Here is a 25,440-nt window from a genome sequence, read left to right on the forward strand (position 1 = left end):
GTACACGGTGTGACGTCACTGTGGTGACGTCTTGGCCCGCTTCGCCCCGCCCCAGAGCGAGCCCGGGTTGGCTCGGCTGGGATAGAGCGCCAGCATGGCCTCGTACAGTTCGGCCGCGGTCTCAGTCTCGGCGTCGAGCCGGTTGAAGTCCGCCAGGTACTTCTTGGTCTCGGCGAGGATCTTCGGGTCGTCGGGCAGGTCGGGGTTCTTGTGGCCGGCGACGACGAAGGCAGGGTCGAGTGCGGCGAGCGTGTCGGTGGCGCGCATCCACTCCTCGCGCGACGCGGTGGTGGTCTCGCCCATGTACTGGTGGATGCCGTTGTAGGCGACATCGCCGGCCACGACGAGCCGCAGGTCCGGCACCCACAGCGCGGTGCTGCCCTCGCAGTCGGTGAAACCGGCCTCGACCGCCCGCAGCGGGTGGCCTTCGAGGGCGAATGTGTCGCCATCCAGGATCTCCGGGAAGACCTGCGGTAGCGGGACCTGCCCCGGAAAGCGTGAGGTCCAGAAGGTGTCGATGTAGGGCGGCGTGCCCTCGAACCTCGCCTTGGCCACGGCCGCGGCGGTCGAGATTGCCTTGGCCTCGGGAAATGCCTCCAGAAGCTGCTTCACGCCGAAGCCGTGGTCGCCATGGCCGTGCGTGATGTAGACGTAGGCCAGGTTGCGGTCGTGCGCCTTCACCCAGTCGACGAGCTGTTGGTTCTGGTCGACGGTGAGGAACGTGTCGACGAGCGCGGCGTCACGGTCGCCGAAGATCAAGGTCGCAGTGTTGACCACCCATTGGAGGTCCTCGCGGGTGCCGGGCGGCAGGTCGCGGGTCAGACCAGGCCGGCGCAGGCACAAGGTCTCGTACTGCAGCGGTGATGTGGCTTCCGGCATGTCGTGGTTCCCTTCCACTCTCGTTGGGATCCCGGCCGACGCGCTGGGCTTGGTCGGTCGAGCGCTTGGCCTCGGAGCCCAGGGGCTGGGGGCTCGACGAGCCGCCGACCCGTTCCAAGGGCAATCCTGCTCGCCCGCATCCGATCCGCAACACGACGACGGGCCCGCCGGCACGCACAAGCGCTCACCATGCCCCGCCCAGGTTTGTGCGAACGTCCGGCTCGGGTATTCGAAAATATGTTCCTATACTGGAGAGGTGAACACCTCTCCCGTCCCTCCCGGCTGGCCGGAACGCGTCCCACCGCCCGGCAGTCCCGGCTGGGAGGAGTCCGCCAGGAGGTGGCTTTTACGACCAGGCGCCGGGGGAGTGGCGGCGGTACCACGTGTTCTACAAGCACCCGCAGATGCTCGCCAGGGACGTGCGCTATCTGACCGAGGCGGCCCTGCAGGGGGCGCGGACGGCGTATTCGCGGGCGCGGGTGGAGCTCGGGGAGCACTTCGAGCCGCATGCGATCGAGGAGAAGCTGCGCGCCTACGCCGAGGAGGGCGCCCGCCTCAACGTCCTGGCGCGCCAGGTGCAGTTGGTGGAGGACGCCCTCTCGGGGGTGCGGTGGGTGCCGCGGTTGTGAAGGGGTGCCGCGCTACTCCGTGCGCAGACCGTCGGCGCGCATCAGGCGCCAGAGCGCGGGGAGGCTGAGCAGCGTGGCGACGGCCACGGCCGCCGCGCCGGCGCCCGTCATGGTCGCGACCATGGCCCAGTCGAAGCGGATGGTCCTCATGGTCATCCGCATCAGCAGCGCGCCCAGGCCCAGGCCGCCCGCGAGGGCGAGGACGAGGCCGATGACCACGGGGACCGCACTCTGCCACAGGACGGAGAGGGCCAGCGTCGAGCGCTTGGTGCCGAAGGCCACCAGCACCGCCAGCAGGCGGCGGCGTTCGCGCAGCTGTTCCGTCATGGAGACGGCCATGCCGATAGCGATCAGCAGCAGCGTGACGATCGCGCCGACCATGAGTCCGCGCTGGATGTTGGCGAACTTCCGGTCGGTCGTCGTCTCCGCGTAGACCTGGATCTGCAGGCCGGGGACGGTCGTCGCCACCACCGTGCGGGCGCGCTCGATGGCGTCCGGGTCGTCGGGGGCGAGGCGGATGTCGCTGGTGAGGATCGCCGTGCTGAGCCGCTGCGGGTCGAGTGCCTGCGGGGTGACGAAGAGCCCCGCCCTGGTCGTGCCGTCCGGGCCCTTGCGGAACGGCACCGTACGGAGGGAGGCCGGGACCGTCCAGTAGGCCGACGAGGCGGGGTGCTGCGGGTCGGGCGCGCTGCCGTGGAGGTCCACCCGCTGGCCGGGGCGGACCAACGGGACCGGATCGCTCATCGGGTCGTTCAAGGGCGCCTTCACCAGGTATGCGCCGCCGGGGGCGCAGTCCGTGAGCCCGGTGTACTCGGCGAGGGTCGAACAGTCGCCGACGTACACCGTGAGCCGCTGACCCGTGCCCGGCAGGGCCGCGTCGTAGTCGGACAACAGCTTCGTCGCGCCGAGCACGCCCTGGGTACCGCGCAGCTTCGCGACCACCGCGTCCGCCTGCCGCGCGTCGGCCAGGGAGGCGGCGATACCCGCCTGGGCGCGGGACAGATCCCGGCCGGTTCCGCTGGTGAACTGGCCGCTCACGCCGGCGAAGAGGCTCTGCACCGCGATCGCGCCCGCCACCGCCACGGCCACCCCGCTCACCGCGCGGGCGGCCGCACCGCCGGAGAGTTGGAGCCGGCGGCTGCCCAGCTGGATCGGCACCGGACCGCCGCCGAGTCGGCCGACGATCCGCTCCATCAGCCAGGGCAGCAGCGTCGTGACGCCGATCAGCAGCAGCACCACGCCTGCGATCAGCTGACGCTGCATCGAGTCGGAGAAGCTGCTGCCGAGGGTGGTGGAGAGCAGCAGCAGCGTGCCGCCGACCGGGGCCGGCAGCCGCCACCAGAGCCGGCGCCTGGGCGGAGCGCTGTTGCGCATCACGCCGAGCGGCTCGATGGTGACCCCGCGCAGCGAGAGCGTCGTGACGGCGACCGCGAGCAGCGGCACCACCAGGGCGATCCAGCCGACCAGGGCCGCCTGCGGCGCGAGGTCGGAGGGGAACACGCTCAGGCCGAGCAGGTCGACCGCGGAGACGAGCTGACGGGCCAGCAGGAAGATGCCGAAACCGGCCAGCACCCCCGCCATCGCGCCGACCAGCGCCTCGCCGGAGGCGACCCGATGCGTGCCCCGGATGTCGACCCCGACCAGCCGCAGCGCGGCCAGCCTGCGGTCACGTCGCTCGCCGCCGATCCGCACCACCGTGGCGAGGAAGACCGCGACAGGCACCAGCAGCACCACGAAGGTGATCACCGTGAGCAGCATCAGCATCGGGGACAGCCCCGCGGAGACGAGGTGGCCGCCGATGCGGTCGGTGCGGTAGACGCTGCTCGAGCCGCTCGGTGCGACCGTGAGGGAGGCGTCCCCGGCGTAGTAGACGAGCTCGCCGGGGCCGACCAGCCCGGCGTCGCCCACGGTGCCGACGTCACGGTAAGGCAGGCGCTGCTTGAGCAGCGCTCCCTCGGGCGAGGCGAGCAGCGAGCGCAGCGCGGGCGAGACGTACATCGTGGCGCCGCCGGGCCAGGCGGCCAGCCCGGGAGGTGTCGGCACACGGGAGCCCTCGGGCTTGACCAGCTCGCCGTGGACGGCGTCGCCGTGGAAGGTGGTGTCCGCGTCGCGGACCAGCAGCGTCGTGGCGGAGGCGGTCAGCGGGCCGCCGAAATTCGCCAGCTCGCGCGCCGCGCCGCGCGCGTTGCGGGCGTTCATCATGCCCGGCAGCGCGGTGGCGAGCATCAGCAGGGCCACCGCGCAGCCGACGCCGAGGGCGGTCAGCAGGGTACGGAACCAGCCCTCGCGTCCGCCGACGGCGAAGCGCGCACCGAGACGGAGGTCCCGGAGCCAGGCGGTCACCGGGGGACCGCCGTCAGGCTCGTGCCGGTGCGGCCGTCGCGGACGACGACCTCGCGGTCCGAGTAGGCGGCGACCCGGGGCTCGTGGGTGACCAGGACGACGGCGGCCTTCGTCTCCCGCGCGGCGGCGGAGAGCAACTGCATCACCCGCTCGCCGTTGAGCGAGTCGAGCGCGCCGGTCGGCTCGTCGGCGAAGACCACGCGGGGCTCGCCGACGAGGGCGCGGGCGACGGCGACGCGCTGGCCCTGCCCGCCGGAGACCTCGCCGGGCCGCTTGCGGCCCAACTCGCCGACCTCCAGCCGCTCCAGCCAGCGGGCGGCCCGCTGCTCGGCGTCCCGGCGACGGGCGCCGGCCAGGCGCAGCGGCAGAGCGACGTTCTCCAGGCAGGTGAGCTCGGGGACCAGCTGGCCGAACTGGAAGACGAAGCCGAACTCCTCCCGGCGCAGCGCGCTGCGCTCGGCGTCGCCCATCGCGGACAGCTCACGCCCCTGGTACCGCACCACGCCCGCGTCCGGCTTCACTATCCCGGCGAGGCAGTGCAGCAGCGTCGACTTGCCGGAGCCCGAGGGTCCCATCACGGCGACGGTCTCCCCGGCGTGTATCGCGAAATCGGCGCCGTCGAGCGCGGGGGTGGCGCCGTAGGTCTTGCGCAGACCACTCGCGCTGAGGACGGCTTCGGCCGAACTCGTCACGCGTGTCACGCGACCACCTCGGCGCGGAGCTGGTCCAGGCGGGCGGCGGTGAGCTCGAGCCAGCGCAGATCTGCCTCCAGGTGGAACAGGGCGTGGTCGCAGATCAACTGGTCGGCGAAGTCGCCGTCGAGCTTGCGACGGGTCAGTTCGCGCATCAGGCGGAGGTGTTCGGCGCGCTGGGTGTCCAGGATGCTCTGGGCGCTGCGGTCGGTGAGCAGGGCGAGGACGACCTTGGTGTAGAGCGTGTTCTGGAGGTAGGGCTCCGGCTTCTCCGGAGAGGCCAGCCACTGTTCGACGTCGGTCAGCCCGGCGTCGGTGATCGCGTAGCGCTTGCGTTCGGGGCCGCCGCCCGCCTCTATCCCGTCGACCTCGACGAGACCGTTCTTCAGCAGCCGGGCCATCGTCGAGTAGACCTGCCCGTAGTGCAGCGGGCGGTCCTGGCCGAAGCGCTCGTCGAAGGCGCGTTTGAGGTCGTAGCCGTGGCGGGGGCCGGACTCGAGCAGGCCGAGCAGCGTGTGTCCGATCGTCATGGGAGCGACTATACACATCAGGTATACACGCAGTGAATACCCGACCAGCCAGGCGGTCGGACGACGCCGGGGCTCTTGTCCTCTCCCGCGAGCGATGATACCCATGCCGATATCTGACTGACAGTCAGTTACGAAGGGACGAGTGCCGTGACCGTCACCACGCTGCGCTTCAACCAGGTCACCCCCGGCCTGGACCGCAAGGACGTCTCCGCCCGCTACCGCGCCACCGTCGAGATGGCCGCCTTCGGCGACGCCCAGGGATTCGACCTGATCACGCTGGAGGAGCACCACGGCGTGGTCGACGGCTGGAGCCCCGCGCCGATCGCCACCGCCGCCGCGATCTTCGGCGCCACCAGCCGCATCCCGGTCATGCTCTGCGCGCTGATCACCCCGCTCTACGACCCGCTGCGGCTCGCCGAGGAGATCAGTGTGCTGGACCACCTCAGCGACGGCCGGGTCACCGTCGTCGCCGGGATCGGCTACCGGCCCGCCGAGTACGAGCTGATGGGCGTCGAGTGGAAGGAGCGCGGCCGGATCCAGGACGAGGTGCTGGAGACCCTGCTCGCCGCCTGGACCGGCGAGGAGTTCGAGTACCGCGGGCGACGGGTCACGCTGACCCCGCCGCCGCTGACCCGGCCGCACCCGCCGCTGATCGTCGGCGGCTCGTCCAAGGCGGCGGTCCGCCGCGCGGTCCGGCTGCGGCTGCCGCTGTTCACCGCGGCGCACCTGCCCGAGCTGGTCGAGTACTACGACCGGCTGGCCGCCGAGGCCGGCTGGGACGGCGGATTCGTGCTGCTGCCGCCGGACCCCACCCGGATGGTCTTCTGCACCGAGGACCCCGAGCACGCCTGGGCGCATTTCGGCGAACGCTTCCTGCACGAGGCCCGCACCTACGCCTCCTGGCAGACGCCGGACATCCGCTCCGCGGTCTCGACGAAGGCGCTGACGGTCGACCAGCTGCGCGCCGAGGGCACCTACTGCTGCCTGACCCCGGAGCAGTGCGTCGAGCTGGCTTGCGCGGAGGGCCCCCTGGGCAACCTGCTGCTGCACCCGATGTGCGGCGGCATCCCGGTCGACGCGGCCTGGGAGAGCCTGCACCTGTTCGCGGACAAGGTGATGCCTGCCCTCAGGGAGCTGTGACCGGAGAAGGGCCTCAGCCCTCGGACAGGTAGCCGCGCAGCAGCCGCTTGCACTCGGCGATCAGCACCGGATCTCCCTCGGGATCGCTGCGGAAGGCCAGCCGCAGCACCGCGTCCGCGCATTCCAGCGCGACGTGCAGGGAGATCCGGGCGGCGGCCCGGTCGGTGCCGCCGATCAGGTCGCCGAGCAGGGCCCAGAGCCGGTCGGCGACGGCGGCGTTGTTCTCCAGTACCGAGTCCAGCAGGTGCATGCTCGGCGCGTCCTCGCGCCCGACCGCGCCGAAGTCGACCACGCCGAAGCCGGGCACGGCCCGGTGCATGGCCACGTACTCCTCGACCGCCAGGTCGACCATCCCCGTGATGTCAGAAGGCCGTTCGGCCTCCATCCGGCGGGTGAGGCGGTCCATGAAGTGTTCGAGATTGCGCTCCGCGAGCGCGCCGAGCAGCCCGTCGATGCCCGGGAAGAACTGGTAGAGCGTGCCGATCGGCACCTCCGCCCGCCGGGCGACCTCCTTGGTCGTCAGCGCGGTGTACCCGACCTCGTCGAGCAGCCGGGCGCAGGCGTCGAGAATCCGGTCGAAGCGCTCCTGGCTGCGCCGCTGCACCGGCCTGCGGCGGACGATGCCTTCGGTGGAAGCGGGTACGTGCATGGCCTCACTCTGCCTGATCGAGTGTAAGGTTGGCGAGTCACTAACATGAGCTATTCTCATGTTTTTCACAGGAAGAAGAAGGATGTGGTGCGCATGACTCCGCCGCCTGCGCAGCCGAAGTTCCCTGCCTCTTTCGTCTGGGGCGCGTCGACCGCCGCGTACCAGATCGAGGGCGCGGCAGAGGAGGACGGCAAGGGCCCGTCCATCTGGGACACCTTCGTCCGCCGTCCGGGCGCGGTCCGCGACGGGCATACCGGCGACGTCGCCTGCGACCACTACCACCGCTTCCCCGAGGACGTCGCGCTGATGCGCGAGCTCGGCCTGGACGCCTACCGCTTCTCGCTCTCCTGGCCGCGCGTGCTGCCGACGGGGGAGGGCAAGGTCGAACCGCGCGGCCTGGACTTCTACGACCGCCTGGTCGACGAGCTGCTCGCGGCCGGCGTCGCGCCGACCCCGACGCTGTTCCACTGGGATCTGCCGCAGGCCCTGGAGGACGGCGGCGGCTGGATGGCGCGCGAGACCGCGTACCGCTTCGGCGAGTACGCCGCGGTGGTCGGCGAGCGGCTGGGCGATCGGGTGCGGCGCTGGATCACGCTGAACGAGCCCTTCGTGCACATGTCCTTCGGCTACGGCTTCGGCGTCCACGCGCCGGGGCGGGCGCTGCTGCTGGACGCCGTGCCCGCGGCGCACCACCAGTTGCTCGGTCACGGCCTCGCGACCGCCGCGCTGCGCGCGACGGCGCCGGGCGCGGAGGTGCTGATCGCCAACAACTGCACCCCGGTCCGCCTGCGCCAGGACGCACGCGCCGAGGCCGACCGCGCTGGCGCGGCGGCGTACGACGCGCTGCACAACCGGCTCTTCAACGACCCGGTGCTGACCGGCTCCTACCCTGACCTCTCCGCCTACGGGCTGGTCGACCCGAGCTGGGGCGGCCTGGTCAGGGACGGCGATCTGGAGATCATCGCCGCGCCGCTGGACGGTCTGGGCATCAACTACTACAACCCGACCTGGATCACGGCCCCGTCCTCGCCGGAGGCGGGCCTGCCGTTCGACATCGTCGAGCCGGAGGAGCCCTACGAGCGGACGACCTTCGGCTGGCCGGTGGTCCCCGACGGCCTCACCGACCTGCTGGTGGGCCTGAAGGCCCGCTACGGCGCGGCGCTGCCGCCGGTCTGGATCACCGAGAACGGCTGCGCCGCACCCGCCGGCCTGGCGGACCGGGCGCGGATCGACTACCTGGCCGGCCACACGGGAGCGGTGGCGGAGGCGATGGAGCGCGGCGTGGACGTGCGGGGGTACTTCACCTGGTCCCTGCTGGACAACTTCGAGTGGGCCGAGGGCTACCACCAGCGCTTCGGCCTGGTCGAGGTCGATTTCGAGACGCAGCGGCGCACGCCCCGGGCGTCGTTCGACTGGTACCGCGAGCTGATCGCCGCCCAGCGGGCGCGGCACCGGGGGTAGCGAAGATGCGCGGCCTCCCCGTGCACGACGGTGCGGTGGGACCGCCGTCGCGGCACGAGGAAGCCGCGCAGCAGCCGTGACTACTGCTGCCCGCCGCCGCCGCGGGTGTTCAGGCAGAGCGCCCAGACGTCGGTGTAGGTGTTCGGGGAGGGTGATCCGCCGGCGTGGACGGTCGCCGACCAGGAGGCGGGCGCGGTGGTTCCGTCAGCGACAGGCGTGCCGGCGGAGTCGCTGGGGAAGCTGCCGATGAGGTGGGTTCCGCCCGATCCCGCCTTGGTGAAGTCGGTCGTCGTCACGTTGCCGCCGCTGGCGGCGGCGCCCCCGCTGACCAGCTGCCACGGGTCGCGCCCGTTCCCGCTGCCCGCGTTCCCACTGCGCCCGTTCCCGCTGGGCCCGTTCCCGTAGGAGCTGTCCCCGACGGAGGAGTCACAGCCGGCCGTGGCCGTCAGGTGCGTGCTGGCCGTGGTCGGGCCGCTCACCTCGGCGAAGTGGACCTCCGTGGTGATGCCCTCGACGTTGACGTGGTCTCCGGTGCAGATCGCGTAGGCGTAGGTGGTGTTGCCGCTGTCGCGGCCGCCGCCGATGCCGCCGACGGCGGTCCAGGAGTCGGGGTTGGTCTCGCCGTCCGCGGCCGCCTTCTTGCCGAAGTCGTGCGCGGCGTCGTTGAAGGTGGGGAAGCTGGCGATCGGCTTCAGGCTGCCGACGCTGGCGGGGGTGGTGCGGGCGCCGCCGCCGATGAGGAGGGTGCCCGCCGGGCAGGTCGCCACGACGAGCTTCTCCGTCTGCCCGACGGAGGGGCCCGCGGTCTCGTTCATGACGACCTGGGTGTGCCTGATCCGGTGGCTGGAGAGGCAGATGGCGTAGGGCGTAGTGGAGAACGCGGTGCTGGAGTTGCTCCCGCTTCCGCCGAAGGCGAGCCAGTGCGTGACATCCTCCCCGACGACCCCGGGGGCGCCGGTGAACTCGGTGACGCCGTCCGCGCTGGGCGCGATGCCCATCACATGGTTGCCGTTACCCGACCGCACGTCGCCGGTGGTCTGGGTGACCCCGCCGCCGGAGACCAAGCCGCTCGCGCAGTCCGCGTGGGACGAGACACCGGTGAAGGGGGTGGTCGGGCCCATCGTGGGTCCGGGGGACGTGACGGTGACGGTCGCGGGGTTCGCGTACGCGAGCTGCGGCACTGCCAGGACGAGCAGGGCGCCAGGGACGAGCACCCTTCCCAGCGTGGCTGCCCGAAGGAACCTCTTCGTCATCGACTGCTGCCTTTCTGATGGATCGGTGGTGGCGGTGGGGGCGGTGATGCAGACGGTGACGATTCAAACGCCGTCGTTGGCGCAGAGCGCCCAGGCGTCGGAGTGGGTGGTCGTCGACCCCATTCCGCCGGTGTGCGTGAAGGCCGTCCAGGACGCCGCGGTGGTGGTCCCGTTGCTGACGGGGTTGCCGCTGGAGTCGCTGGGGAAGCTCCCGTTGAGGTGGTCCCCGGCCGAGCCCGGTCCGGTGAAGTCGGTGGTGGTCACACTGCCGCCGCTGACGGCGGCGCCCCCGCTGACCAGGTTCCCGTCCCCGCTGCCGCAGGTCACGGTGGTGTTCTGGCCGGTGCTCCCGGTGTTCGGACCGGTCGCCTCACTGAAGCGGACCTTCACCGTCACGCCGCTCACGTTGATGCCCGTGCCGCTGCAGATCGCGTAGGCGTAGGTCTCGTTACTGCTGTTCGAGCTGTTGTCCCAGCCCACGGCGGTCCAGGAGTCGGGGTTGGTCTCGCCGTCGGCCGCCGCCTTCTTGCCGAAGTCGTGGGCGGAGTTGTTGAAGCTGGGGAAGCTCGCGATGGCCTTGAAGTTGCCGGTGTTGCCCGGTGTGACGAGGGCGCCGCCGCCCAGCAGGACCGTGTTGGCCGGACAGGTCGCGGTGACCAGGCCGACCGTCGTCGCGCTGGTGGGCGCGTTGACCTTGTTCATCACCACCTGGGTGTGGTTGATCAGCGTGCTGGTCAGACACATCGCGTAAGGGGTGGTGGAGAACCCGGAGTTGACCTGGCCGCCGCTGCCGCCCTTCGCGATCCAGTACGCCACGTCGGTGCCGACGACCCCGGTCGTGCCGGTGTATTCGGTGCTGCCGTCGGAGCTGGGCTCGGTGCCCAGCACGTGGTTGCCGTTGCTCCCCGTGCCCGTCCCGTTGGCCTGGTCGATCCCGCCGCCTGAGACGAGACCGCTGGTGCAGTGGGCATTCGTCGAGATCGACGAGTCGATGGTGGTGGGGCCGGAGGTGGCCCCGGGGGTCCGCACCGTCACGCCCACGCTGTTGGCGTACGCGGCGCCCGGCACCGCCAGCACCAGGAGGGCGCCGATGGCCAGCGCGGTGCCGGCGGCGAGGCGCCGCCGGGGCTCAATGTCCGTTGCCTGCTTCACTGTTGATCGCGGATTCATGCCGGCTCCTCCGTGTCGGATGGTCGATGGCGGACTCGATTGAAGCAGCGCCCAGGCGTGCGAACTACTGGTGTCCGACACATCGTGAAAAGCTCACGTCTGGGTGATTAACCAGTGGCGGCCGCGTGGCCGGGCCGTCGGCGACCGGGACGTGAACTCCGCACCAAGGCTGTTCAAAGGCCCATCGCGGCCCTAGACTCCGGCCCAAACGTGAGTACTGCTCATATGGGCGAAGGGGCCCCCATGAACCAGGCCGTGGACGAGAGCACCGCCGCCGGTGTCGACGCCGTCGACGTCTTCGCCGAGCCGACGGCGCGCGTGCGGCCGGGCTGGACGGTGAGTCTCTCGTTCGCCACGCTCGCCGTGTTCATGGCGTTCATGACCCCGATCCAGATCCTCCTCCCCTTGCAGCTCGAACACATCGACGCGGCCGACAAGAACAACGCCCTCTCCCTCGTCACCGGACTCGGCGCGCTCGTCGCCGTCGTCGCGAACCCGCTCGCCGGCGCGCTGTCCGACCGGACGGTCAGCAGGTTCGGGCGGCGGCGGCCGTGGATTCTCGGCGGCGCGCTCGCCGGGGCCGTCGGGCTCGCGGTCACGGCGGCCCAGCACACCGTGCTCGGGGTCGCGCTCGGGTGGTGTCTCGCGCAGGCGGGGCTGAACGCGATGCTCGCCGGGGTGACCACGCCGCTGGCCGACCGGGTGCCGGTCGGCCAGCGGGCGCAGGTCAGTGGGTGGACCGGGATCATGCAGTCGCTCGGTCTCGTGCTCGGGGCGCTGATCACGACCATGCTGGTGACCGGCGTCTGGTCCGGCTACGGACTGCTCGCGCTGCTCACCGTCGCGCTCGCGCTGCCGTTCGTGCTGCGGCACCCGGAGCCCGCACTGCCGCGCGCCCTGCGGCCCGTCTTCGACGCGCGCGCCTTCGCGCGGACGCTGTGGGTGAGCCCGCGGCTGCACCCGGATTTCGGCTGGGCCTGGCTGACCCGGTTCCTGATCAACCTCGGCAACGCCCTCGGCACGCTCTACCTGCTCTACTACCTGACCGATTCCGTCCACTACGCCGACCCCGGCACCGGCGTGCTCATCCTCACGGTCATCTACACGCTCTGTGCCGCGCTGACGGCCATCCCCGTCGGCGTGCTCTCCGACCGGATCGGCCGCCGGAAGCCCTTCGTCCTCGCCTGCGCCGTGATCATGGCCGGGGCCGCGCTGATCCTGGCCTTCCTGCACAGCTGGACCGCGGCGATGGCCGCCGCGGCCGTGCTCGGCGCGGGGTTCGGTGTCTACCTCGCGGTCGACCAGGCGCTGGTCACCCAGGTGCTGCCGGTCGCGCAGGACCGGGCCAAGGATCTCGGTGTGATCAATATCGCGAACTCGGGGCCGCAGGTCCTCGCCCCCGTCGTGGCCGCGCCGATCATCGCGCACCTCGGCGGCTACACCGGCCTCTATCTGGCGACGGCCCTGGTCACAGTCGTCGGCGGGGTACTTGTCCGCCGCGTGCGGGGTGTCGCCTGAAGCCAGGCGCTGCCTTCGCCTGCCCACCCGCCCGTCGACCGGCCTCAGGCCGCGATCAGGCAACGTTTGCGAATCTCCTCTTCGTTCAGCCTTGACATGACTTCACCCCTTTGGCTCTCCTTGGAGTTCAGAAGTTGTATTCAAGGCCGAAACCAAGGCCGACCATCGGTCGCCCTTGAGGCCGCAACGAGGGCTCCGCCGCAAGGGCGCGGCGGTCAGGATGGAACGCAGATGTCCGTGGAAACGCCGGGATCCCAGTCGTCGCTGCACCGGGCCAACCTGGAGCGTGTGCTCCGGGCGGTCCGGATGGCCGGATCGCTGACCCAGGCCGAGATCGCGCGCAGCACCGGCCTCTCCGCCGCGACGGTCTCCAACATCGTCCGCGAGCTCTCCGAGGCCGGGACGGTGGTGGTCACGCCGACCTCCTCCGGTGGCCGCCGGGCCCGCAGCGTCTCGCTCAGCGCGGACGCGGGCATCGTCGTCGGCGTCGACTTCGGGCACTCGCACCTGCGCGTGGCCATCGGCAACCTGGCCCACCGGGTGCTCGCCGAGGAGAGCGAGCCGATCGACACCGACGCCTCCGCCGACCAGGGCTTCGGCCGCACCGAGCAGCTGGTCGCCCGGCTGCTGGAGCAGACCGGCTTCCCCGTGGAGAAGGTCATCGGCGTCGGCCTCGGCGTGCCAGGACCGATCGACGTGGAGACCGGAGCCCTCGGTTCGACCGCGATCCTGCCCGGCTGGACCGGTATCGCGCCCGCCCAGGAGCTCTCCGCCCGGCTCGGCATGCCGGTCCTCGTCGACAACGACGCCAACCTCGGCGCGCTCGGCGAGCTGGTCTGGGGCGCCGGACGCGGGCTCTCCGACCTCGCCTACATCAAGGTCGCGAGCGGCGTCGGCGCCGGCCTGGTGATCTCCGGGCAGATCTACCGGGGTCCCGGCGGCACCGCCGGCGAGATCGGGCACATCACGCTCGACGAGGCCGGGCCGGTGTGCCGCTGCGGCAACCGCGGCTGCCTCGAGACCTTCGTCGGCGCCCGGCACATCCTCGGCCTGCTGCAGCAGAGCCACGGTCAGGACCTGACCATCCCCAAGGTCGTCCAGCTCGCGCAGCGCGGTGACCTGGGCTGCCGCCGCGTGATCGCGGATGCGGGCCGTCAGATCGGCACCGGCGTCGCCAACATGTGCAACCTGCTCAACCCGCGCCGGGTGATCCTCGGCGGCGACCTGGCCGAGGCCGGGGATCTGGTGCTGGACCCGATCCGCGAGTCGGTCGCCCGCTATGCGATTCCGAGCGCGGCCCGGCAGCTTTCTGTGGTCCCCGGTACGCTCGGCGGTCGGGCCGAGGTCCTTGGAGCCTTGGCGTTGGTCATGTCCGAAATGAGCGATTCCAACGCATTGCCGACGGGCTGACGTCCGGATTCCGGGCACCGGGTCGCGGTCATGTCTTCAGGAAGATAACGAATGGGTTCGGATTCAACCTTCTTCGGTTTTACTTATTGACGCCAGCCTGGTGAGGGAGGTTGACTCCCTCACACCTCGGTCGCAACGTTGCGGCCGCGTCAGGGAGGCACCCCAACGATGAACAGCACTCTGCGCCGCACGGTCGTGGTCACCACCGCCGTCTCGATCGCCCTTGGTCTCGCCGCTTGTGGCAAGGCCGGCAGCAGCGCCAACAGCTCTTCTTCCGCATCTTCTTCCAGTGGCGGCGCGCAGGTCATCGGCCTGCTGCTCCCGGAGAACACCACCACCCGTTACGAGCAGTTCGACAAGCCGCTGTTCGAGGCGAAGGTCAAGGCCCTCGCTCCGAACGCCACGGTTCAGTACGCCAACGCCGGTGGCAGCGCCCAGACGCAGGCGCAGCAGGTCCAGACGATGATCAACGCGGGCGTCAAGGTCCTCGTCGTCGACGCGCAGGACTCCGCGCAGATCAAGTCCTCGGTCCAGGCCGCGAAGGCCAAGGGCATCAAGGTCGTTGCGTACGACCGCCTGGCCCAGGGCCCGGTCGACGCCTACGTCTCCTTCGACAACGAGAAGGTCGGCGAGCTGCAGGGCCAGGGCCTGCTGGCCGCCATGGGCGCCAAGGCCACCCCGACCGCCAAGGTCGTGGAGATCGACGGCGACTCGGCCGACCCGAACGCCGCGGACTTCAAGAAGGGCTTCACCACCGCCGTCGCGGGCAAGGTGAACATCGCCTACGACGCCTCCGGTCTGTGGAAGCCCGACGTCGCCGCCCAGAAGGCCACCGCCGCGTTCAACCAGGTCGGTGCCAAGAACGTCGCGGGCGTCTACTCCGCCAACGACGGCATGGCCGCCGGTATCGTCACCTCGATGAAGAACGCCGGTGTCGTCGCGCCGATCGGTGGCCAGGACGCCCAGCTCGACGCCGTCCAGCGGATCATCGCCGGCACCCAGGCGTACACCGTCTACAAGGCGTACAAGCCGGAGGCCGAGGCCGCCGCGACGCTCGCCGTCGACCTGCTGAACGGCACCCCGGTCTCCTCGGTCGCCACCGCGACCAAGACCAGCGGCTCCGGCGACCAGGTCCCCTCCGACCTGCTGGTCCCGGTCCTGGTGACCAAGGCGAACGTCGAGAGCACGGTCGTGGCCGACGCGCTCTACACCGCTTCGCAGATCTGCACCTCGGACTTCGCCGCCGCGTGCACCGCGGCCGGAATCAAGTAGTCGGTCCGCAGGTTCTTCCGTCCGTCAGTTGCCGACTCCCGCACGGGGTTCCCGTGCGGGAGTCGGCGCGGGACATTCATTCCAAGCTTTTGCACTACCCCGCAGGCGCCAGGGACGGCGCGGCAGCCCACCCGAGGCACCGGGTGCGGAGAAGGAGTTGGTTCACGTGACAAGCGCGCCCGTACTGGCGTTGCGCGGAGTCTCCAAGCGGTTCGGCGCCGTCCAGGCGCTGACCGACGTCGAGCTGGAGGTCCACGCCGGAGAGGTGGTGGCGCTGGTCGGTGACAACGGCGCCGGCAAGTCCACCCTGGTCAAGACGATCGCGGGCGTGCACCCGATCGACGAGGGCGTCATCGAGTGGGAGGGCAGCCCGGTCTCCATTCAGCGCCCGCAGGACGCACAGCACCTCGGTGTCGCCACCGTCTACCAGGACCTCGCGCTCTGCGACAACCTCGACGTGGTCGGCAACCTGTTCCTGGGACGCGAGTTGAAGCGTCGCGGCACCCTCGACGAGGTCGCCATGGAGCAGAAGGCGCGGGAGCTGCTGGACACGCTCTCCATCCGCATCCCGTCCGTGCGCATTCCGATCGCCAGTCTCTCCGGCGGTCAGCGCCAGGTCGTCGCGATCGCCCGTTCGCTGATCGGCGACCCGAAGGTCGTCATCCTGGACGAGCCGACCGCCGCCCTCGGCGTCGAGCAGACCGCGCAGGTCCTCGACCTGGTCGAGCGGCTGCGCGAGCGGAACCTCGGCGTCATCCTGATCAGCCACAACATGGCCGACGTCCGCGCGGTCGCGGACACCGTCGGTGTGCTGCGGCTGGGGAAGAACAACGGAACCTTCCCGGTCCAGGAGACCACGCAGGAGACCATCATCGCCGCGATCACCGGTGCCACCGACAACGCGGTGACCCGGCGTCAGGCGCGCACGACGGAGGCCGCGAAGTGAGCAACGACACCAAGACCCCCGCGACCGCCCCGACCCCGGCCGTCGACCCGCGACTGCTGCAGCGCGAGTCCGGCCTGGCGGGTTACTGGAACGAGTTCGTCCGCAAGGTCCGCGGCGGCGACCTCGGCTCGCTGCCGGTCGTCGTCGGCCTGATCGTCATCTGGGCCGTCTTCAGCTTCAAGGACAACAAGTACTTCGCCGCCTCCACGGCCGAGTTCATCGCGTACTACATGGTCGGCATCGGCCTGCTCTCCATCGGTCTGGTCTTCGTGCTGCTGCTCGGCGAGATCGACCTGTCGGTGGGATCGGTCAGCGGCCTCGCCGCCGCCGTCTACGCGGTGCTGTCGGTGAACAACCACGTGAACCCCTGGCTCTCGGTCCTGCTCACGCTGCTGACCGGAGCGGCGATCGGCGCACTGCACGGCTGGATCTTCGCCAAGATCGGCGTCCCGGCCTTCGTGGTCACCCTGGCCGGCTTCCTTGCCTGGCAGGGCGCGATGCTGTGGCTGCTCGGTTCGACCGGCACCATCAACCTCGAGGACAAGGGTCTCAACCACTTCCTCGCCGGCAACTCGTACTTCATGGGCGGGGACATCTCCGGCGGCTACCTGCTGGCCGCCCTGGCCGTCGCCTCGATGGCGCTGGGCACTTTCGGTGAGCAGGCGCGCCGTCGCAAGGCGGGCGTGCCCTTCCGGGCGACCGGCGAGCTCCTGCTGCGCACGGGGCTGCTGGCGGTCGGCACCTTCGGCGCGGCCTACGTGCTGAACCTGGCCAGCGGCGTGCCGAACGCGATGGTGCTCTTCGTGGCGCTGCTGATCATCTGTGACTTCGTGCTGCGCCGCACCTCCTACGGCCGCAAGATCTTCGCGGTCGGCGGCAACATCGAGGCCAGCCGTCGCGCCGGCATCTCCGTCCCGATGGTCCGGATCTCCGTCTACGCCATCTCCGGCACCTTCGCCGCGCTCGGCGGTCTGGCCATCGCGGGCACCACCAACGCGGCCGGCCAGGCCGGTGGCGACCCGATGAACCTGATGATGGCCATCGCGGCCGCGGTCATCGGCGGCACCAGCCTCTTCGGCGGTCGCGGCCGGGTCTGGTCGGCGCTGCTGGGTGTGCTGGTGATCGAGTCGATCAACGCCGGGCTCTTCATGCTCGGCCTGACCCTGGACTACCAGTACATGATCATGGGTGTCGTGCTGCTGGCCGCCGTGGTCGTCGACTCGCTGTCGCGCCGCACTCAGAAGTCCTCGGGTCGCGGCTGATCAGCGGCCGGACCGCGTAGCCCGAATGGGCGCTGAACGCCGTCGGCCCTCCGCAACGTGGGCGGGCCTCTTGAGGGGGAGGACCCGTTCGCGGGGCTGACGGATCGCAAAAGGACTGCCCGGCACCGTTACCGCTCCGGTGCCGGGCAGTCGCGCGTCCGGGGCGGGCAACTAGACTGAGCGGATTCGGGCGCCTCGGCCGTCCCGGACGGAACGGGCAACGGGCGATGGCGCCCGGTGCCGACAGAGATAGAGGAGGAACGGGTGGCCCTGCTGACCCGCATTCGGGGACCGCGCGATCTTGACCGTCTCAGCCCGGGGCAGCTGGCCGTGCTGGCCGAGGAGATCCGGGGATTCCTGGTCGAGGAGGTCTCCAAGACGGGCGGCCACCTGGGGCCGAACCTCGGCGTGGTCGAGCTGACCATCGCCCTGCACCGGGTCTTCGAGTCGCCCAAGGACCGGATCCTCTTCGACACCGGCCACCAGTCCTACGTCCACAAGATCCTCACCGGCCGTCAGGACTTTTCCCAGCTGCGCATCAAGGGCGGCCTCTCCGGCTACCCCTCGCGCGCCGAGTCCGAGCACGACGTGATCGAGAACTCGCACGCCTCGACCGTGCTGGGCTACGCCGACGGCCTGGCCAAGGCCAACCAGCAGCAGGGCCACAGTGACCGCCACGTGGTCGCCGTGATCGGCGACGGCGCGCTCACCGGCGGCATGGCCTGGGAGGCGCTGAACAACATCGCCGAGGCCCAGGACCGCCCGGTCATCATCGTCGTCAACGACAACGAGCGCTCCTACTCCCCGACGATCGGCGGCCTGGCCAACCACCTCGCCACGCTGCGCACCACCCAGGGCTACGAGCGCTTCCTCTCCTGGGGCAAGGACGCACTGCAGCGCACCCCGGTCGTGGGCCAGTCGCTCTTCGAGACGCTGCACGGCGCGAAGAAGGGCCTGAAGGACTTCATCGCCCCGCAGGGCATGTTCGAGGACCTCGGCCTGAAGTACGTCGGCCCGATCGACGGCCACGACGTCCAGGCGGTCGAGTCCGCGCTGCGCCGCGCCCGCGGCTTCGGCGGCCCGGTCATCGTGCACTGCATTACACAGAAGGGCCGCGGCTACCGCGCGGCCGAGCAGAACGAGGAGGACCGCTTCCACGCGGTCCCCGTCATCCACCCGGACACCGGCCTCCCGGTGAAGACGGCCGGCCAGGACTGGACCTCGGTCTTCGGCGAGGAGATGGTCGCCATCGGCCGCGAGCGGCGCGACGTCGTGGCGATCACGGCCGCGATGCTGCACCCGGTCGGTCTGGCGCCCTTCGCCAAGGAGTTCCCCGAGCGGACGTATGACGTCGGCATCGCCGAGCAGCACGCGGCCGTCTCGGCGGCGGGCCTGGCGACGGGGGGGCTGCACCCGGTCGTGGCGGTCTACGCGACCTTCCTGAACCGCGCCTTCGACCAGGTGCTGATGGACGTCGCGCTGCACAGGTGCGGCGTGACCTTCGTGCTGGACCGCGCGGGCGTGACCGGCACCGACGGGGCCTCACACAACGGCATGTGGGACATGTCGATCCTGCAGATCGTCCCCGGCCTGCGGCTCGCCGCGCCGCGCGACGCGGACCAGCTGCGTGCGCAGCTCCGCGAGGCGGTCGCGGTCGAGGACGCGCCGACGGTGGTCCGCTACTCGAAGGGCACGGTCGGCGCGGCGATCCCGGCCGTCGGCCGGATCGGCGGCATGGACGTGCTGCGGGACGGCGGCGCGGACGCGGACGTGCTGATCGTCTCGGTCGGCGCGATGGCGCCCACCTGCCTGGATGCCGCGGAGCGGCTGGCGGCGCAGGGCATCAGCGCGACGGTGGTCGACCCGCGCTGGGTCAAGCCGGTCGATCCCGAGCTCCCCACGCTGGCGGCGCGGCACCGGGCCGTGATCACGGTCGAGGACAACGGCCGCGTGGGCGGCGTGGGCGCGACGATCGCACAGGCGCTGCGCGACGCGGGGGTGGACGTCCCGCTGAGGGATCTGGGAATCCCGCAGCAGTTCCTGGACCACGCGAGCCGGGACCAGATCCTGTCGGAGATCGGGCTCACTGCGGAGGGCGTTGCGGAGAAGGCGGCAGCGCTGGTCGCCAAGGTCTCACTGGACCCGGCCCCGGTGCTGTAGGTCTGGGCAGACGGGAAGTTGCACTCTCCAGGGGCGCGACGGGTTGAGGCGAGGGGAAGTTGCACTACCTAGGGGCGCGGGGAACTGCGCGACAAGCCACCCGGGGTGGTGAGTCCCCGAGCGAGCAGGGCCATCCGCGCAGGGTGGTTGCTCGCGCAGTTCCCCGCGCCCCTACGGGGTTGCCCCTCCTCCTCGGCGCGTTGGTGCTCCTTACGCACCTTCCGTCGTTTCTGCGGCCGTTCTGGAGCCCCGACGAGGGGTATCTCGCGACGCAGGCGCGGATGCTCGCGCACGGCGGCACGCTCTACGTCGACGTCGTGGACCGGAAGCCGCCGGTGCTGCCCTGGCTCTACGAGGGCAGCTTCTGGCTGTTCGGCTCCGACTCCCTCTGGCCGCTGCGCGTCCTCGCCGTCGGCGCGCATGTCGTCACCGCGTTGCTGCTGGCGTCCGTCGCCCAGAGACGGTGGGGCGGCAGGGCAGGCGTGGTCGCCGGCGTCTGCTACGTGCTGCTCAGCATCGGGCTCGCGCCCGAGGACACGCAGGCCGCCACCTTCGAAGTCTTCATGCTGCCCGCCACCGCCGCCGCGTTCTGGCTCGCCGACCGCCGCCGCTGGGCCGGCGCCGGCGTCGCGACCGCAGCCGCCGCGATGGTGAAGCAGACCGGCGGCGCGATGTTGCTGCCGCTGCTCTGGATGCTCTACCGCAGCGGCGGCAAGCGCATTCAGGGCCTCCTCCGCCTGCTGCTCGGCTGCACGCTGCCCGTCCTCGCCCTCGCGCTGCTCACCGGGCCGAAGAACTTCCTCTTCTGGGTCGTCTCCGGCAGCGGCGACTACGCCGCCCTCGACGGCGCCTGGCTGACCGCCCTCGGCCGCGCCGCCGGCAACGCGGGCATTCTCGCCGCCGCCGGGCTCGGGCTCGTCCTCGCCATCGGCCGTGCGCCCCGCGCGTCCCTGCGTGAGGACAGCGACCTGTGGCTGTGGCTCGGCGGCTCCGCCCTGGGCGTCGTGACCGGGCTGCACTTCTTCGGGCACTACTACCTGCAGCTCGTCCCGCCGCTCGCGCTGCTCGGCACCGCCGCCCTGCTCCGGCTCGGCCCGCACTGGACGCGAGGCGCGCTCGCGTGGACGGCGGCGGCGAGCGTGGTCTTCCTCGTGCTCGGCCTCGTCGCTCCGACCAAGGACGTCGACCGGGTCCGGGCCGTCGCCGCCGCGATCGACGCCCGGACCACGCCGCAGCAGTCGGTCCTCATCTGGGGCATGCATCCGGAGATCTACTGGCTCGCCGACCGCACGCCGGCCAGCCGCTACCTGACCGCAGGGCTGCTGACCAACTTCGCCGGCGGCCGCGACGGCAAGGGCGTCGGCGTCGACCGGGGGATGGCCGGGGCCTGGACCGTCTTCGAACGGGAGCTGCGCGAGCGGCCGCCGCAGCTCGTCGTCGACGACTCCCGCGGCGCCCCCTATGCGCCGGATCACATCGCACCGCTGCGGTCCCTGCTCGCCCAGCACTACCGCAAGGTGGGGACTGTCGGCGGCGCGGTTCTCTATCAGCTCAGCTCATGATCCGGTTGAAGCATTCCCAGGACCACATGACATCCTGAACCTCTATCCGCAGAGGCATGCGGTGGTCAGAGGTTGAGGATGGGTGGAAGTGAAGCGCTCCACGGCTAAGAGTCCGCAGTCGCCCGGGGCAGAGGTCCGTCAGGTGCGGTGGCGGCGGTGGCTGGTCATCGGCAGCGTGGTGGCCGCTGTCTTCGTGGTCGCGGGTCTGATCGGATCGGTCGTGCGCGCGCACAAGGAGACGCAGCTGACGCTGCCGAGCGGTGCTGCGGGGCAGAGCGGGCTCGCGATCCCCGTCACCGCAAAGTCGCCGGTGACCCTGACGGTCTACGAGGACATGCGCGACCCGGCCTCGAAGACCTTCGAGGACACCTACGGGCCGACGCTGGACAGGCTCGTCCACGCGGGTCTGGTGACTGTGAACTACCGCGAGGTCGCCGACGTGGACGCCAAGCAGGGCGGCAGCGGGTCGCTGCAGGCCGGCAACGCGCTCGCGTGCGCCGCGGACGCGAAGAAGTTCGCGGAGTACCGCGCGGTGCTGCTGACGAATCAGCCGGCCGAGTCGGACGACGCGTACGCGTCGACGGGCAAGCTGATCTCGCTGGCCAAGAAGGTCAGCGGGCTGGACTCGGACGTGTTCCGCGCGTGCGTGGACAAGGGCGACTACAAGGTCTGGGTCAAGACCTCCACCAAGGACTTCGACGCCGCCTCGCTCGGCTCCGTCCCCGTCCTGCAGCTGCAGGAGGGCGGCACGACCCAGAGTCCGGCCCCGGCGATGACGCTGATCTCCGGCACCCAGACGCTGACCCCCGAGCAGCTCGTCGCCAAGGTGTACGACGCGGCGACCGGCTTCAGCCCGTCCGCCACGCCCAGCGCGGCGCCGAGCGCCTCGGTGAGCGCGCACAAGGCGTCCGCCGGTGGTGCGAAGAAGTCCGGTACGGCCCAGTCCCCGTCGGCCACGCCGACCCACTGAAAGCCTCGTACAACACCCGAAGGGCGGTTGTCCCGGTCGATCGACCGGGACAACCGCCCTTCGGGTGTTGCTCCCTGCGGGGCTCCCGTTACGCCGGGACGCTCGCCACGCCGGGGGCGAGGAAACGCTTGCCGTTGACGCGCTCGGAGACGCCCTCACGGTCCAGGTAGGGGGTGATCCCGCCCAGGTGGAAGGGCCAGCCCGCGCCGGTGATCAGGCAGAGGTCGATGTCCTGCGCCTCGGCGACGACACCCTCGTCCAGCATCAGCTGGATCTCCTGGGCGACGGCGTCCAGCGCGCGGGCGCGGACCTGCTCCTCGGTCAGCACGGTGTCGCCGACCTGCAGCAGCGCCGCGACCTCGGGGTCGATCTCCTGCTGGCCCGACGCCCAGGTGTAGAAGCCGCGCTTGCCGGCCTGGACCACGCGGGCCAGGTTCTCCGAGACGCCGAACCGCTCGGGGAAGGCGCCGTGCAGCGTCTCGGAGACGTGCAGGGCGATGGCCGGACCGACCAGCTCCAGCAGCACGATCGGGGACATCGGCAGGCCGAGCGGCTCGACGCCCTTCTCGGTCACCGAGATCGGGGTCCCCTCGTCGATGATCGCCTGGATCTCGCCCATGAAGCGGGTGAGGATGCGGTTCACGACGAACGCCGGAGCGTCCTTGACCAGGACGGCCGTCTTCTTCAGCTTCTTGGCCACACCGAAGGCGGTGGCCAGCGAGGCGTCGTCGGTCTGCTCGCCGCGGACGATCTCCAGCAGCGGCAGCACGGCGACGGGGTTGAAGAAGTGGAAGCCGACGACCCGCTCGGGGTGCTCCAGCTTGGAGGCCATTTCGGAGACCGAGAGCGAGGAGGTGTTGGTCGCCAGGATGCAGGTGGGCGAGACCACGGCCTCGACCTCGGCGAAGACCTGCTGCTTGACGCCCAGCTCCTCGAAAACGGCCTCGATGACGAAGTCCGCGTCGCTGAAGCCCTCGGCCTTGTCGAGCGAGCCGGTGACCAGGCCCTTCAGGCGGTTCGCCTGGTCGCCGTTGACGCGGCCCTTGGCGAGCAGCTTGTCGATCTCGCCGTGGACGTAGCCGACGCCCTTGTCGATGCGCGCCTGGTCGATGTCGGTCAGCACGACCGGTACCTGCAGGCGGCGGGCGAAGAGCAGCGCCAGCTGCGAGGCCATCAGGCCCGCGCCGACGACGCCGACCTTGGTGACCGGGCGGGCCAGCGCCTTGTCCGGCGCACCGGCCGGGCGCTTGGCGCGCTTCTGCACCAGGTTGAAGGCGTAGATGCCGGAGCGCAGCTCGCCGCCCATGATCAGGTCGGCCAGCGCGGCGTCCTCGGCGTCGAAGCCGGCCTGCAGGTCGCCGTCCTTGACCTGGGCGATGATGTCCAGCGCCCGGTAGGCGGCGGGAGCGGCGCCGTGGACCTTGCCGTCGGCGACGGCGCGGCCCCAGGCGACGGCCTGGTCCCAGGCCTCGCCACGGTCGATCTCGGGACGCTCGACGGTGACGGCGCCGGTGAGCACCTGCGCGGCCCAGAGCAGCGACTGCTCGACGAAGTCGGCGGGCTCGAAGATCGCGTCCGCGATGCCGAGCTCGAAGACCTGCGCGCCCTTGAGCTGCTTGTTCTGCGCGAGCGAGTTCTCGATGATGACCGTGACGGCCTTGGCCGCACCGATCAGGTTCGGCAGGATCGTGCAGCCGCCCCAGCCCGGCACCAGGCCGAGGAAGCACTCCGGCAGCGAGAAGGCCGGCAGGCCGCTGCTGACGGTGCGGTAGGAGCAGTGCAGGCCGATCTCGACGCCGCCGCCCATCGCCGCACCGTTGTAGAAGGTGAAGCTGGGGACGGGCAGGGCCGCGATCCGCTTGAAGACGTCGTGGCCGCCCTTGCCGATGGCGAGCGCGTCGCTGTGCTCCTTGAGCACCTCGACACCCTTGAGGTCGGCGCCCACGGCGAAGATGAACGGCTTGCCGGTGATGCCGACGCCGACGATCTCGCCCGCCGCGGCCTCGCGCTCGACCTGGTCCAGCGACTCGCTCAGCTTGGCGAGGGAGCCGGGGCCGAAGGTGGTCGGCTTGGTGTGGTCGAAGCCGTTGTCCAGGGTGATCAGCGCGAAGCGGCCGGCGCCCAGGGGGAGGTCGAGGTGACGCACGTGAGCGGTCGTCACGACCTCGTCGGGGAAGAGCTCGTGAGCCCGCTGCAGCATCTCGGTGGTGGTGGTCATCACTTGCTCCCGTTACCGTCGAAGTGCGGGTTCTCCCAGATGACCGTTGCGCCCATGCCCATGCCGATGCACATGGAGGTGAGGCCGTAACGGACGTCAGGACGCTGCTCGAAGCGGCGGGCCAGCTGGGTCATCAGGCGGACGCCGGAGGAGGCCAGCGGGTGGCCGTAGGCGATCGCGCCGCCGTAGGGGTTGACCCGCTCGTCGTCGTCGGCGATGCCGAAGTGGTCGAGCATGGACAGCACCTGGATGGCGAAGGCCTCGTTGATCTCGAACGCGCCGATGTCGGCGATCGTCAGACCGGCCTTGGCCAGCGCCTTCTCGGTCGCCGGGACCGGGCCGATGCCCATGACCTCGGGCTCCACGCCGACGAAGGCGTAGGAGACCATGCGCATCTTGACCGGCAGGCCCAGCTCGCGCGCGACGTCCTCGGCGGCGATCAGGGAGGCGGTGGCGCCGTCGTTCAGACCGGCCGCGTTGCCCGCGGTGATCCGGCCGTGCGGACGGAACGGGGTCTTCAGGTTCGCCAGCGACTCGAGCGTGGTGCCCGGACGCATCGGCTCGTCCTCGGTGGCCAGGCCCCAACCGGTCTCGCCACCGGCCGGGTTGGTGCGGCGGATGGCGACCGGGACCAGGTCCGGCTGGATGTTGCCGTCGGCGTAGGCCTTGGCGGCCTTCTCCTGGCTGCGGACGGCGTAGGCGTCGCAGCGCTCCTTGGTCAGGTGCGGGAACCGGTCGTGCAGGTTCTCCGCGGTCATGCCCATGAACAGGGCGGACTCGTCGACCAGCTTCTCGGAGAGGAAGCGCGGGTTGGGGTCCACGCCCTCGCCCATGGGGTGGCGGCCCATGTGCTCGACGCCGCCGGCCACGGCGATGTCGTAGGCGCCGAAGGCGATGCCGCCCGCGACCGAGGTGACGGCGGTCATCGCGCCGGCGCACATGCGGTCGATGGAGTAGCCGGGGACGGACTTGGGCAGACCCGCGAGCAGCGCGGCTGAGCGGCCGAGGGTGAGGCCCTGGTCGCCGATCTGGGTGGTGGCGGCGATGGCGACCTCGTCCACGAGCGCCGGGTTCAGGCCCGGGTTGCGGCGGAGCAGCTCCCGGATCGCCTTGATGACGAGGTCGTCGGCGCGGGTCTCGGCGTAGATGCCCTTGGGGCCTGCCTTGCCGAAGGGGGTGCGGACGCCGTCGACGAAGACGACGTCCCTCGCGGTACGAGGCACGGTGGCTCTCCTCCCAGGCGCGCGCGGTCTTGCGCGGGCGCCGATGCGGACACGGTGGGCACAGCCGCGCGCGGCCCAGCAGAAGCGAGTGCGACGTCCCACGACAGATGCTACCCGCCGGTAACCAACTGGCCAAGAAGAGACGGAGTGAGC

Annotated in this window: 20 protein-coding genes; 11 read left to right on the plus strand and 9 right to left on the minus strand. The window is 70.9% G+C overall.

What is annotated here, in order from left to right:
• Positions 1-15 precede the first annotated feature (15 nt).
• A complete protein-coding gene (locus ABIA32_RS14600; protein ID WP_370094905.1) occupies positions 16-879 on the minus strand; it encodes an MBL fold metallo-hydrolase in 864 nt (287 codons plus the stop codon).
• Between the two features lie 383 nt (positions 880-1,262).
• On the opposite strand from ABIA32_RS14600, the gene ABIA32_RS14605 reads away from it, so the two are divergent.
• Positions 1,263-1,508, plus strand: a complete 246-nt coding sequence (locus tag ABIA32_RS14605; protein WP_370094907.1) for a hypothetical protein — start codon at positions 1,263-1,265, stop codon at positions 1,506-1,508.
• Positions 1,509-1,520: 12 nt separating this feature from the next.
• Here the strand turns inward: ABIA32_RS14605 and ABIA32_RS14610 are convergent, their stop codons facing one another.
• The 3 genes from ABIA32_RS14610 to ABIA32_RS14620 are packed head-to-tail and all read right to left on the minus strand — an operon-like array spanning position 1,521 to position 5,073.
• Positions 1,521-3,851, minus strand: coding sequence for an FtsX-like permease family protein (locus ABIA32_RS14610; protein WP_370094909.1), 2,331 nt, complete (start codon positions 3,849-3,851; stop codon positions 1,521-1,523).
• On the minus strand, positions 3,848-4,552 hold the full coding sequence (locus ABIA32_RS14615; RefSeq protein ID WP_370094911.1) for an ABC transporter ATP-binding protein: 705 nt from the start codon (positions 4,550-4,552) through the stop codon (positions 3,848-3,850). The genes ABIA32_RS14610 and ABIA32_RS14615 overlap by 4 nt, the downstream gene beginning before the upstream one ends.
• A complete protein-coding gene (locus tag ABIA32_RS14620; RefSeq protein WP_370094913.1) occupies positions 4,549-5,073 on the minus strand; it encodes a PadR family transcriptional regulator in 525 nt (174 codons plus the stop codon). Before ABIA32_RS14620 ends, ABIA32_RS14615 begins: the two co-directional genes overlap by 4 nt.
• A gap of 147 nt (positions 5,074-5,220) precedes the next feature.
• On the opposite strand from ABIA32_RS14620, the gene ABIA32_RS14625 reads away from it, so the two are divergent.
• Positions 5,221-6,213 carry an LLM class flavin-dependent oxidoreductase gene (locus ABIA32_RS14625; RefSeq protein WP_370094915.1) on the plus strand — a complete coding sequence of 331 codons (993 nt, stop codon included), beginning with the start codon at positions 5,221-5,223 and terminating at the stop codon, positions 6,211-6,213.
• 13 nt (positions 6,214-6,226) lie between these two features.
• Here ABIA32_RS14625 and ABIA32_RS14630 read toward each other — a convergent pair whose 3' ends face one another.
• The gene (locus ABIA32_RS14630; RefSeq protein WP_370094917.1) at positions 6,227-6,862 is read right to left on the minus strand and encodes a TetR family transcriptional regulator; all 636 of its coding nucleotides are present in this window, start codon (positions 6,860-6,862) and stop codon (positions 6,227-6,229) included.
• A gap of 93 nt (positions 6,863-6,955) precedes the next feature.
• Between ABIA32_RS14630 and ABIA32_RS14635 the strand changes: the two genes are divergently transcribed.
• The gene (locus tag ABIA32_RS14635; RefSeq protein WP_370094919.1) at positions 6,956-8,323 is read left to right on the plus strand and encodes a GH1 family beta-glucosidase; all 1,368 of its coding nucleotides are present in this window, start codon (positions 6,956-6,958) and stop codon (positions 8,321-8,323) included.
• Between the two features lie 80 nt (positions 8,324-8,403).
• Here the strand turns inward: ABIA32_RS14635 and ABIA32_RS14640 are convergent, their stop codons facing one another.
• Together ABIA32_RS14640 and ABIA32_RS14645 are read right to left on the minus strand one after the other, a co-directional pair.
• A complete protein-coding gene (locus ABIA32_RS14640) occupies positions 8,404-9,576 on the minus strand; it encodes a hypothetical protein (protein ID WP_370094921.1) in 1,173 nt (390 codons plus the stop codon).
• 63 nt (positions 9,577-9,639) lie between these two features.
• A complete protein-coding gene (locus tag ABIA32_RS14645; protein WP_370094923.1) occupies positions 9,640-10,746 on the minus strand; it encodes a hypothetical protein in 1,107 nt (368 codons plus the stop codon).
• A 243-nt stretch (positions 10,747-10,989) separates the two neighbouring features.
• Here ABIA32_RS14645 and ABIA32_RS14650 point away from each other — a divergent pair, with 243 nt between their 5' ends.
• From ABIA32_RS14650 to ABIA32_RS14685, 8 genes are all read left to right on the plus strand, one after another.
• Positions 10,990-12,264 (plus strand): MFS transporter, encoded by a 1,275-nt coding sequence (locus ABIA32_RS14650; RefSeq protein ID WP_370094925.1) that lies wholly within the window; start codon positions 10,990-10,992, stop codon positions 12,262-12,264.
• Between the two features lie 237 nt (positions 12,265-12,501).
• On the plus strand, positions 12,502-13,674 hold the full coding sequence (locus ABIA32_RS14655) for an ROK family protein (protein WP_370095146.1): 1,173 nt from the start codon (positions 12,502-12,504) through the stop codon (positions 13,672-13,674).
• Positions 13,675-13,842: 168 nt separating this feature from the next.
• A complete protein-coding gene (locus ABIA32_RS14660; RefSeq protein WP_370094927.1) occupies positions 13,843-14,946 on the plus strand; it encodes a sugar ABC transporter substrate-binding protein in 1,104 nt (367 codons plus the stop codon).
• A 157-nt stretch (positions 14,947-15,103) separates the two neighbouring features.
• Positions 15,104-15,892 (plus strand): ATP-binding cassette domain-containing protein, encoded by a 789-nt coding sequence (locus ABIA32_RS14665; RefSeq protein ID WP_370094929.1) that lies wholly within the window; start codon positions 15,104-15,106, stop codon positions 15,890-15,892.
• A complete protein-coding gene (locus ABIA32_RS14670) occupies positions 15,889-17,154 on the plus strand; it encodes a sugar ABC transporter permease (protein WP_370094931.1) in 1,266 nt (421 codons plus the stop codon). Before ABIA32_RS14665 ends, ABIA32_RS14670 begins: the two co-directional genes overlap by 4 nt.
• A gap of 264 nt (positions 17,155-17,418) precedes the next feature.
• Positions 17,419-19,314 carry a 1-deoxy-D-xylulose-5-phosphate synthase gene (gene dxs / locus ABIA32_RS14675; protein ID WP_370094933.1) on the plus strand — a complete coding sequence of 632 codons (1,896 nt, stop codon included), beginning with the start codon at positions 17,419-17,421 and terminating at the stop codon, positions 19,312-19,314.
• Between the two features lie 179 nt (positions 19,315-19,493).
• Positions 19,494-20,876, plus strand: coding sequence for a glycosyltransferase family 39 protein (locus ABIA32_RS14680; RefSeq protein ID WP_370094935.1), 1,383 nt, complete (start codon positions 19,494-19,496; stop codon positions 20,874-20,876).
• Positions 20,877-20,964: 88 nt separating this feature from the next.
• Positions 20,965-21,846 (plus strand): DsbA family protein, encoded by an 882-nt coding sequence (locus tag ABIA32_RS14685; RefSeq protein WP_370094937.1) that lies wholly within the window; start codon positions 20,965-20,967, stop codon positions 21,844-21,846.
• Positions 21,847-21,934: 88 nt separating this feature from the next.
• Here the strand turns inward: ABIA32_RS14685 and ABIA32_RS14690 are convergent, their stop codons facing one another.
• Positions 21,935-24,064 (minus strand): 3-hydroxyacyl-CoA dehydrogenase NAD-binding domain-containing protein, encoded by a 2,130-nt coding sequence (locus ABIA32_RS14690; RefSeq protein WP_370094939.1) that lies wholly within the window; start codon positions 24,062-24,064, stop codon positions 21,935-21,937.
• On the minus strand, positions 24,064-25,287 hold the full coding sequence (locus ABIA32_RS14695; protein ID WP_370094940.1) for an acetyl-CoA C-acyltransferase: 1,224 nt from the start codon (positions 25,285-25,287) through the stop codon (positions 24,064-24,066). The genes ABIA32_RS14690 and ABIA32_RS14695 overlap by 1 nt, the downstream gene beginning before the upstream one ends.
• Between the last annotated feature and the right edge of the window lie 153 nt (positions 25,288-25,440).

Source organism: Streptacidiphilus sp. MAP12-20 (genome assembly GCF_041262525.1).
Lineage (GTDB): Bacteria > Actinomycetota > Actinomycetes > Streptomycetales > Streptomycetaceae > Streptacidiphilus.

What these genes read in the sequence shown, in the direction of transcription:
- ABIA32_RS14660 (WP_370094927.1), top strand. Translation starts at nt 13,843, where the DNA reads ATGAACAGCACTCTGCGCCGCACGGTCGTGGTCACCACCGCCGTCTCG.
- ABIA32_RS14600 (WP_370094905.1), bottom strand. Translation starts at nt 879, where the DNA reads ATGCCGGAAGCCACATCACCGCTGCAGTACGAGACCTTGTGCCTGCGC.
- ABIA32_RS14640 (WP_370094921.1), bottom strand. Translation starts at nt 9,576, where the DNA reads ATGACGAAGAGGTTCCTTCGGGCAGCCACGCTGGGAAGGGTGCTCGTC.
- ABIA32_RS14645 (WP_370094923.1), bottom strand. Translation starts at nt 10,746, where the DNA reads ATGAATCCGCGATCAACAGTGAAGCAGGCAACGGACATTGAGCCCCGG.
- ABIA32_RS14690 (WP_370094939.1), bottom strand. Translation starts at nt 24,064, where the DNA reads ATGACCACCACCACCGAGATGCTGCAGCGGGCTCACGAGCTCTTCCCC.
- ABIA32_RS14635 (WP_370094919.1), top strand. Translation starts at nt 6,956, where the DNA reads ATGACTCCGCCGCCTGCGCAGCCGAAGTTCCCTGCCTCTTTCGTCTGG.
- ABIA32_RS14650 (WP_370094925.1), top strand. Translation starts at nt 10,990, where the DNA reads ATGAACCAGGCCGTGGACGAGAGCACCGCCGCCGGTGTCGACGCCGTC.
- ABIA32_RS14630 (WP_370094917.1), bottom strand. Translation starts at nt 6,862, where the DNA reads ATGCACGTACCCGCTTCCACCGAAGGCATCGTCCGCCGCAGGCCGGTG.
- ABIA32_RS14620 (WP_370094913.1), bottom strand. Translation starts at nt 5,073, where the DNA reads ATGACGATCGGACACACGCTGCTCGGCCTGCTCGAGTCCGGCCCCCGC.